Here is an 8,272-nt window from a genome sequence, read left to right as displayed (position 1 = left end):
CAGTTAACCGCGTTCCACTTGAGGCAATGCGGTCTAATGTGGGAGCCAGCCTGCTGGCGATGGGCTTGACCAGGCTTAAACCAGCGTCATCAACGCCTCACGGCTGAACGGCAGGATGTCTTCTTCACGACCGTCACGCACTTTCTGCGCCCAGTCCGGGTCAACCAGCAGTGCACGGCCCACGGCCACCAGATCGAACTCATCGTTGTTCAAACGCTCCAGCAGTTTCTCCAAACTGGCCGGTTGTGCAACTTTGTCGGTGTTAACCATGAACTGCAGGAACTCACCGTCCAGGCCGACGCTGCCCACGGTGATGGTCGGTTTGCCGGTGAGCTTGCGGGTCCAGCCAGCCAGGTTCAGTTCGGAGCCGTCGAACTCGGGCTCCCAGAAACGGCGAGTCGAGCAGTGGAAAATATCCACGCCGGCGTCGCTCAACGGCTTGAGGAATTCACCCAGGGCTTCAGGGGTTTGTACCAGGCGCGCGGTGTAATCCTGCTGTTTCCACTGGGAGAAGCGGAAAATGATTGGGAAACCTTCGCCGACTGCGGCGCGAACTGCCTGAATCAATTCAATGGCGAAGCGCGAACGGTTGGCCAGGCTGCCGCCATATTCATCGGTGCGCTGGTTGCTGCCTTCCCAGAAAAACTGGTCGACCAGATAGCCGTGGGCACCGTGGATCTCAACGCCGTCCATGCCAATGCTCTGGGCATCTTTGGCCGCTTGGGCGAATGCGGCGATCACTTCCTGGATGTCCTGCTTGCTCATGCCGTGAACCACGACCTGACCGTCCTTCACTTTTTCTGAAGGACCGTAGCCCGGCACGCTGGCGTCCGGCTCGGTGCCGATGCGCCGTACGCTGCCCACATGCCACAGTTGCGGAACAATCTTGCCGCCTTCAGCGTGCACGGCGTCGACGACTCTTTTCCAACCGGCCAGTGCGGCGTCACCGTAGAAATGCGGAACGTTCGGGTAGCCGTTGGACGCCTGGTGACCCACGGTGGTGCCTTCAGTGATGATCAGACCCACACCGGCCGCAGCGCGACGACGGTAGTACTCGATCACCTTGGAGTTCGGTACGCCACCCGGCGAAAAAGAACGAGTCATTGGAGCCATGACAACGCGGGTTGGCAGTTCGAGGGTGCCAAGGTGGAACGGTTTGAACAGGGCTTTTACGGGCATGGGGCGCTCCACGAAAATCGATCGACGGGACGAAAATTTTATGGCGTCGATAATATGTGGAGTGCCGAGCAATGCACAGCACTATTGATTTTGGTGATTAAGGGTCAAAAGACACAGAGCAAAATATCGCAGCCTTGGCAGCTCCTACACGGGATCCAGATACATCCGTAGGAGCTGCCGAAGGCTGCGATATTTTGATTTTCCCGGATTTCAGCTCAGCGCTTTTTCAATCGCCTGAACCACGCTCGGATCATCCGGAGCGGTACGGGGTGAGAACCGCGCCAGCACACGCCCGTCCTTACCCAGCAAGAACTTTTCGAAGTTCCAGGTGATGTCACCGGGAAACTCCGCACCCTCGCCCGCCAGCAGCTTGTACAGCTGGTGACGCTCATGGCCGTTGACTTCCAGCTTGCTGGACAGCGGGAAAGTCACGCCATAGTTGAGGCTGCAAAACTCCTGAATCTCTTGCTCGCTACCCGGCTCCTGCCCCGCAAACTGGTTGCACGGCAAACCCAGCACACTGAAGCCCTTGGCCTTGTATTGCTGGTAGAGGTTTTCCAGCGCCGCGTACTGTGGCGTCAAGCCGCACTTGGAGGCGACGTTGACCACGAGCACGACGTTCCCCTTGAAAGGGGCCAAAGGGAGCGCCTTACCATCCAGGCCTGTCAAATTAAGGTCGTGAAAAGCACTCATGACGTACTCCAGATTCCAGTGTTCTTCTCGAAACGGCCACTTGGCGGTGTCGACAGCACAGCCGCACACTAAAAAGGCGCCCTCGGGGCGCCTCTCCAGCTATCTGAGCTTAGCGCAGAAAATCAGTGGTGATGGCCACCTTCGCCATGGACGTGACCATGAGCGATTTCTTCCTGGCTGGCGTCACGGATATTGATGATCTTGACCTGGAAATTCAGGCGCTGACCGGCCAATGGGTGGTTGCCGTCGACGGTAACGTCGTCGCCGTCCAGATCACGGATGGTGACGATCTGCATCTGGCCATCCGGAGCGGAAGCGTGGAACTGCATGCCCACTTCCAGCTCGTCAACGCCTTCGAACATGCTGCGGCTCAGGGTGCTGACCAGTTCGGCAGCGTATTCGCCGTAGGCCTCTTCAGGTTCAACGGATACGGTCAGCTCTTCGCCAACGCCTTTGCCTTCCAGGGCTTTTTCCAGGCCCGGGATGATGTTGCCTGCGCCTTGCAGGTAAACCAGCGGCGCGCCGCCGGCGGAGCTGTCGATGACCTCACCAGCGTCGTTAGTCAGGGTATAGTCGATGGAGACAGCCTTATTGGCGGCGATCAGCATGGGGCGAGACCTTTTGCAAAAGAATGATGAAAGCAGCAGTTTAGCGAAGCAATCGCCCGAAAGCGAACACAACCCGGACAGACGGGGGGCGACGATCACAGGCTTCCATCAGGATGAGGACGGACATTGGGTGGCCGAACTTTCCTGCGGCCACACCCAGCATCTGCGCCACCAGCCGCCTTGGCAATCGCGATCATGGGTCATGAATCCTGAGCAGCGCCGCGAAAAAATAGGCCAGCCCTTTGCCTGCGGTTGGTGCGCACAAGGCTCGGTTAGCGATAACCTTGGCGACTGAATTTCGGTAGATCGTCAGTTATAGATGATCGCCATTGCCATGCACCTTCAGAGAATCCGCATGCAAACTTTTTTTATCGCACCCACCGATTTTGGCGTGGGCCTGACCTCCATCAGCCTGGGGCTGGTGCGCACGCTCGAACGCGCCGGCCTCAAAGTCGGCTTTTTCAAACCCATCGCCCAGCCGCACCCCGGCGACACGGGACCTGAACGCTCCACCGAGCTGGTAGCGCGCACCCACGGTTTGAAGCCGCCTCAACCACTGGGCCTGGCCCACGTCGAACGCATGCTTGGCGACGGTCAACTGGATGAGTTGCTCGAAGAAATCATCACGCTTTATCAGCAGGCGGCCATCGGCAAGGATGTGCTGATCGTCGAAGGCATGGTCCCGACACGCAGCGCCAGCTACGCCGCGCGGGTCAACCTGCACCTGGCCAAGAGCCTCGACGCCGATGTGATCCTGGTCTCGGCGCCGGAAAACGAAGTGCTGACCGAACTCTCCGGTCGCGTCGAGTTGCAGGCGCAATTGTTCGGCGGGCCGAAAGACCCGAAGGTTCTCGGCGTGATCCTCAACAAGGTCAAGACCGAAGAGAGCATGGACGAATTCGCCGCGCGCCTGAAGGAGCATTCGCCACTGTTGCGCAGCGGCGATTTTCGTTTGCTCGGCTGCATCCCGTTCCAGCCTGAACTGAACGCGCCACGCACCCGCGACGTCGCCGACCTGATGGGCGCACAAGTGCTCAATGCTGGCGACTACGAAACCCGGCGCATGACCCGGACGATTATTTGCGCTCGCACCATGCGCAATACCGTGGACCTGCTCAAGCCCGGCGTGCTGGTGGTGACCCCCGGCGATCGCGATGACATCATCCTCGCGGTGAGCCTCGCGGCCATCAATGGCGTGCCCCTGGCGGGTCTGTTGCTGACCAGCGACACCCTGCCCGACCCACGGATCATGGAGTTGTGTCGTGGCGCCTTGCAGGGCGGCCTGCCGGTACTGTCGGTGAGCACCGGTTCCTACGATACCGCGAACCTGTTGAACGGCTTGAACAAGGAAATCCCGATCGACGACCGTGAACGCGCGGAAATCATCACCGATTTCGTCGCAGGCTTCCTGGACGCCAACTGGCTGCACCAACGCTGCGGTACGCCACGGGAAATGCGCCTGTCGCCAGCGGTGTTCCGCTATCAATTGATCCAGCGCGCCCAAAGCGCCAACAAGCGCATCGTCCTGCCCGAAGGCAGCGAGCCGCTGACCGTACAGGCTGCTGCGATCTGTCAGGCACGCGGCATTGCACGCTGCGTGTTGCTGGCCAAACCGGCCGATGTTGAAGCGGTCGCTCGCGCCCAGGGCATCGAGCTGCCAGCGGGGCTGGAAATCCTCGATCCGGACCTGATTCGCGAGCGTTATGTCGAGCCGATGGTTGCCTTGCGCAAGACCAAAAGCCTCAACGCACCGATGGCCGAGCAGCAACTGGAAGACCCGGTGGTGATCGGCACCATGATGCTGGCGCTGGATGAAGTCGATGGCCTGGTGTCCGGGGTCATTCACTCCACCGCCAACACCATCCGCCCTGCCCTCCAGTTGATCAAGACAGCACCGGGCTGCACCCTTGTGTCGTCGGTGTTCTTCATGCTGTTTCCGGAGGAAGTGCTGGTCTACGGCGACTGTGTGATGAACCCCCACCCAAGCGCCAGCGAACTGGCCGAAATCGCGCTGCAAAGCGCGGATTCGGCAGCGGCGTTTGGTATCACCCCACGGGTGGCGATGATCAGCTATTCCAGCGGAGAGTCGGCCAGCGGTGAAGAAGTCGAGAAGGTCCGTGAAGCGACGCTGCTCGCCCATGAACAACAGCATTCGCTGCTGATCGATGGTCCGTTGCAATACGACGCCGCCGCCAACGAAAACGTGGCCCGACAACTGGCGCCAAACAGCCAGGTGGCCGGTCGCGCTACGGTGTTCGTCTTCCCCGATCTCAACACCGGCAACACCACCCACAAGGCCGTACAGCGCAGTGCCGATTGCGTCAGCCTCGGGCCAATGCTGCAAGGCCTGCGCAAACCGGTGAACGACTTGCCGCGCGGTGCGCAGGTCGACGACATCGTGTACACCATCGCGTTGACCGCGATCCAGGCAGCCAACCGACCTATGGATGTTTAAATGCTGGACTCTCTACCTGCACCCGTTCGTGGTGTGATCGCTTCGCTGCTGCTGGCACTGAACACGATTTTGCTCTGCTCGTTTCTGTTCTGTGTGGCGCTCGTCAAAGTGCTGCCGTTCGCCGTCACCCAGCGTATTGCAGGTTGGCTGATGAGCCATACCCACGAGGCCTGGATCAGCCTCAACAAAGGCTGGATGAACCTCGTCCGTCGTACCCGCTGGCACATCAGCGGCCTGCGCGGCCTCGACTACCAGCACTCGTACCTGATCACCAGCAACCACCAGAGCTGGGTCGACATTCTGGTGCTGCAATACGTGCTCAACCGACGCATTCAGCCGCTGAAGTTCTTTCTCAAACAGGAGCTGATCTGGGTGCCGGTGATCGGGCTGGCGTGGTGGGCTCTGGGCTTTCCGTTCATGAAGCGTTACTCCAAGGCCTATCTGGAAAAGCACCCGGAAAAGAAAGGCAAGGACCTGGAAACCACCCGCAAGACCTGCGCGAAGTTTCGTGATAACCCGGTAGGAATCTTCAATTTCGTCGAAGGCACACGCTTCACCGAAGGCAAACATAGGCAACAACAATCACCATTTAAATACCTGCTCAAGCCCAAGGCGGGCGGCATCGCTTTCGTTCTCGATGCCATGGGCGAGCAGCTTGAATCTTTGGTCAACGTGACCATTCACTACCCGGCCGGGCGTCCTGGTTTCTGGGACTTGTTGTGCGGGAATGTTGCCGATGTAGTTGTGCACTTCGAGGAACTGAAAATCCCGCCGCAGTTCGTTGGCAAAAACTATGACCAGGACGGTGAATACCGCTTGCAGTTCCAGGGCTGGATCAACCAGTTGTGGCAGGATAAGGATGCTCTGCTTGCGCAGATGCATAGCGAATTTCCAGTCAAGTATTGAGGCGTTTGTTCTGGCCCCATCGCTGGCAAGCCAGCTCCCACAGTGATCATCAGTGCACTCAGATATTGCGTAAGGCGCAAAACCTGTGGGAGCTGACTTGCCAGCGATAGCAATCTCAAGGCAACAAAAAACCCGCAGACAATCACTTGTCTGCGGGCTTTTCCTTGCAGCTTGAAGCTAGAAGCTTGCCGCTGCTTTTACCTTAGATCGCACCACGCTTGCGCAGCAGATCCAGCACTTGCTTGACGCCGTCTTCCAGCGAAACGGACTGGGTGTCGATCACCAGATCAGCATCCAGCGGCACGTCGTACGGGAAGGATTCGCCCGGGATGTTATCGCCGGCCGCCGCGTACAGGCCTTGCGGATCACGCTCGGCGCAGACCGTTGGCGAAGCCTGGACGTAGACAGTCACCAGACGTTCCTTGCCGATCAGCTCTTTGGCTTGCTCGCGACCTTCAGCACTCGGTGCAACGAACGCCGCCAGGGTCAGCAGACCGGCTTCGTTGAACTGACGCGCCACGTGCGCGGCACGACGCCAGTTCTCCGTACGCCCGGCACGATCCTGTGGCAGACCTTTGTTCAGGTCGTGACGCAGGTTCTGGCCATCGAGCACGAATACGGCGCGACCCAGGTCGAACAATTTGCGTTCAACCGCATAAGCCAGCGTGCTTTTGCCCGCGCCCGACAAGCCGCTGAACAACACGGTGGCCGGTTGCTGGCCGAAACGCAGGGCGCGTTCTTCAGTAGCAACGTGGGCCAGTTTGCCATGGTGGGTGCTGGTGCCATGGGCCAAAGGCTGGGCGACGATCATGCCGGCGCCGACGGTGCCATTGGTCAGGCGATCGATGATGATGAACGCGCCAGTGGTGCGGTTGCTGTCGTAACCGTCGAGGGCAATCGGCGCGTCGAGCGCGATCTTGACCTTGCCGATTTCGTTCAGCTGCAGCGCGCTGGCCGGACCTTCTTCCAGAGTGTTCACGTCGACCTTGTTGACGATGCTGGCGATGGAGCCCGGCACGTAACTGGTGGCGCGTTTGATGTCGTACTTCTTGCCCGGCAGCATCGGCTCTTCAGCCATCCACACCAGCATCGCTTCGAAGCTGTCGGTGACTGGCGGTACGTTGTCGGCATGCACCAACAGGTCGCCACGGGAGATGTCGATTTCGTCTTCCATGGTCAGCGTGACCGCTTGACCTGGGCCTGCATGTTCCAGCTCACCTTCGAAGGTGACGATGGACTTCACACGGCTGCTCTTGCCCGACGGCAGGACCACGACTTCGTCGCCTTTCTTGACGATGCCGCTGGCCAGGGTGCCGGCGAAACCACGGAAGTTCAGGTTCGGACGGTTGACGTACTGCACCGGGAAACGCATGTCGGTGAAGTTGCGGTCGCCCGCCACTTCCACGGTTTCGAGAATTTCCATCAGCGACTGGCCGGTGTACCACGGCGAGCGCTCGGACTTGTTCACCACGTTGTCGCCTTTCAATGCCGACATCGGCACGAAGTGCATGCTGGTCGGCTTCATCTTCAAGCCTTCAGCGAACTTCAGGTAGTCGGCCTTGATCGACTCGAACACGCCCTGATCGAAGTCTTTCAGGTCCATCTTGTTGATGGCGACGACGATGTGCTTGATGCCCAGCAGGGAGGCGATGAAGCTGTGGCGACGGGTCTGGGTCTGCACGCCGTAACGGGCATCGACCAGGATGATCGCCAGGTCACAGGTGGACGCACCGGTGGCCATGTTGCGGGTGTACTGCTCATGGCCGGGGGTGTCGGCAATGATGAATTTGCGCTTGGCGGTGGAGAAATAGCGGTACGCGACATCGATGGTGATGCCTTGCTCACGCTCGGCCTGCAGGCCGTCGACCAGCAGAGCCAGGTCGATGTCTTCGCCGGTGGTGCCGACTTTTTTCGAGTCGCGGGTGATCGCTTCCAGGTGATCTTCGTAGATCATCTTGGAGTCGTGCAGCAGGCGCCCGATCAGGGTGCTCTTGCCGTCATCGACGTTACCGCAGGTCAAAAAGCGCAGCAGCTCTTTACGTTCGTGCTGGCCCAGGTAGGCGAGGATGTCCTCGCTGATCAAATCAGATTGATGCGACATGACAGCCCCTTAGAAATAACCTTGACGTTTTTTGTCTTCCATCGAGCCTGCGCCATCGTGGTCGATGACACGGCCCTGGCGCTCGGAAGTTCGCGTCAGGAGCATTTCCTGAATGATGTCCGTGAGGCTTTCGGCCTCGGACTCCACAGCGCCCGTCAATGGGTAGCAGCCAAGGGTACGGAAACGCACTTTCTTTTTGACGATGCGGGCTTTGTCTTCATCGCTCAGGTGTTCGAGGATGCGCTCGTCGTCGATCATGATCAGCGTGCCGTTCTTCTCGATGACTTCACGCTCGGCGGCGAAGTACAGCGGGACGATCGGGATGCCTTC

7 protein-coding genes and 1 pseudogene are annotated in these 8,272 nt (G+C 59.3%); 3 read left to right on the top strand and 5 right to left on the bottom strand.

What is annotated here, in order from left to right; all coding sequences use genetic code 11:
- Positions 1–75 precede the first annotated feature (75 nt).
- The 3 genes from ACRESJ_RS13855 to ACRESJ_RS13845 form a co-directional block, all read right to left on the bottom strand.
- A complete protein-coding gene (locus ACRESJ_RS13855; protein ID WP_431758394.1) occupies positions 76–1,179 on the bottom strand; it encodes an NADH:flavin oxidoreductase in 1,104 nt (367 codons plus the stop codon).
- 210 nt (positions 1,180–1,389) lie between these two features.
- Positions 1,390–1,872, bottom strand: coding sequence for a glutathione peroxidase (locus ACRESJ_RS13850; protein ID WP_431758393.1), 483 nt, complete (start codon positions 1,870–1,872; stop codon positions 1,390–1,392).
- A gap of 122 nt (positions 1,873–1,994) precedes the next feature.
- Positions 1,995–2,480: an FKBP-type peptidyl-prolyl cis-trans isomerase gene (locus ACRESJ_RS13845; RefSeq protein ID WP_431758392.1), complete on the bottom strand. Its 486-nt coding sequence runs from the start codon at positions 2,478–2,480 to the stop codon at positions 1,995–1,997.
- Between ACRESJ_RS13845 and ACRESJ_RS13840 the strand changes: the two genes are divergently transcribed.
- From ACRESJ_RS13840 to ACRESJ_RS13830, 3 genes are read left to right on the top strand one after another with little or no spacing between them, the layout of a single operon-like run.
- Positions 2,449–2,775: a DUF3565 domain-containing protein gene (locus ACRESJ_RS13840; protein ID WP_431758391.1), complete on the top strand. Its 327-nt coding sequence runs from the start codon at positions 2,449–2,451 to the stop codon at positions 2,773–2,775. The genes ACRESJ_RS13845 and ACRESJ_RS13840 overlap by 32 nt on opposite strands.
- Before the next feature lie 60 nt (positions 2,776–2,835).
- The gene (gene pta / locus ACRESJ_RS13835; protein ID WP_431758390.1) at positions 2,836–4,935 is read left to right on the top strand and encodes a phosphate acetyltransferase; all 2,100 of its coding nucleotides are present in this window, start codon (positions 2,836–2,838) and stop codon (positions 4,933–4,935) included.
- Positions 4,936–5,841, top strand: coding sequence for an acyltransferase (locus ACRESJ_RS13830; RefSeq protein ID WP_431758389.1), 906 nt, complete (start codon positions 4,936–4,938; stop codon positions 5,839–5,841). It begins immediately after the preceding gene.
- A gap of 202 nt (positions 5,842–6,043) precedes the next feature.
- On the opposite strand, the gene cysN is transcribed toward ACRESJ_RS13830, so the two are convergent.
- Together cysN and ACRESJ_RS13820 are read right to left on the bottom strand one after the other, a co-directional pair.
- Complete coding sequence (cysN, locus tag ACRESJ_RS13825) at positions 6,044–7,942, bottom strand: sulfate adenylyltransferase subunit CysN (protein WP_431758388.1); 1,899 nt, start codon at positions 7,940–7,942, stop codon at positions 6,044–6,046.
- Between the two features lie 9 nt (positions 7,943–7,951).
- A pseudogene (locus ACRESJ_RS13820) lies at positions 7,952–8,272 on the bottom strand (sulfate adenylyltransferase subunit CysD); the annotation flags it as partial.

It is taken from the genome of Pseudomonas sp., assembly GCF_050739655.1.
In the GTDB taxonomy this organism is placed as follows: Bacteria; Pseudomonadota; Gammaproteobacteria; order Pseudomonadales; family Pseudomonadaceae; genus Aquipseudomonas.
This window is presented reverse-complemented; position numbering and strand designations above follow the sequence as displayed.

Coding starts and splice junctions, on each gene's coding strand:
- ACRESJ_RS13855 (WP_431758394.1), bottom strand. CDS start 1,179: ATGCCCGTAAAAGCCCTGTTCAAACCGTTCCACCTTGGCACCCTCGAA.
- ACRESJ_RS13850 (WP_431758393.1), bottom strand. CDS start 1,872: ATGAGTGCTTTTCACGACCTTAATTTGACAGGCCTGGATGGTAAGGCG.
- ACRESJ_RS13840 (WP_431758391.1), top strand. CDS start 2,449: ATGGAGACAGCCTTATTGGCGGCGATCAGCATGGGGCGAGACCTTTTG.
- ACRESJ_RS13845 (WP_431758392.1), bottom strand. CDS start 2,480: ATGCTGATCGCCGCCAATAAGGCTGTCTCCATCGACTATACCCTGACT.
- pta (WP_431758390.1), top strand. CDS start 2,836: ATGCAAACTTTTTTTATCGCACCCACCGATTTTGGCGTGGGCCTGACC.
- ACRESJ_RS13830 (WP_431758389.1), top strand. CDS start 4,936: ATGCTGGACTCTCTACCTGCACCCGTTCGTGGTGTGATCGCTTCGCTG.
- cysN (WP_431758388.1), bottom strand. CDS start 7,942: ATGTCGCATCAATCTGATTTGATCAGCGAGGACATCCTCGCCTACCTG.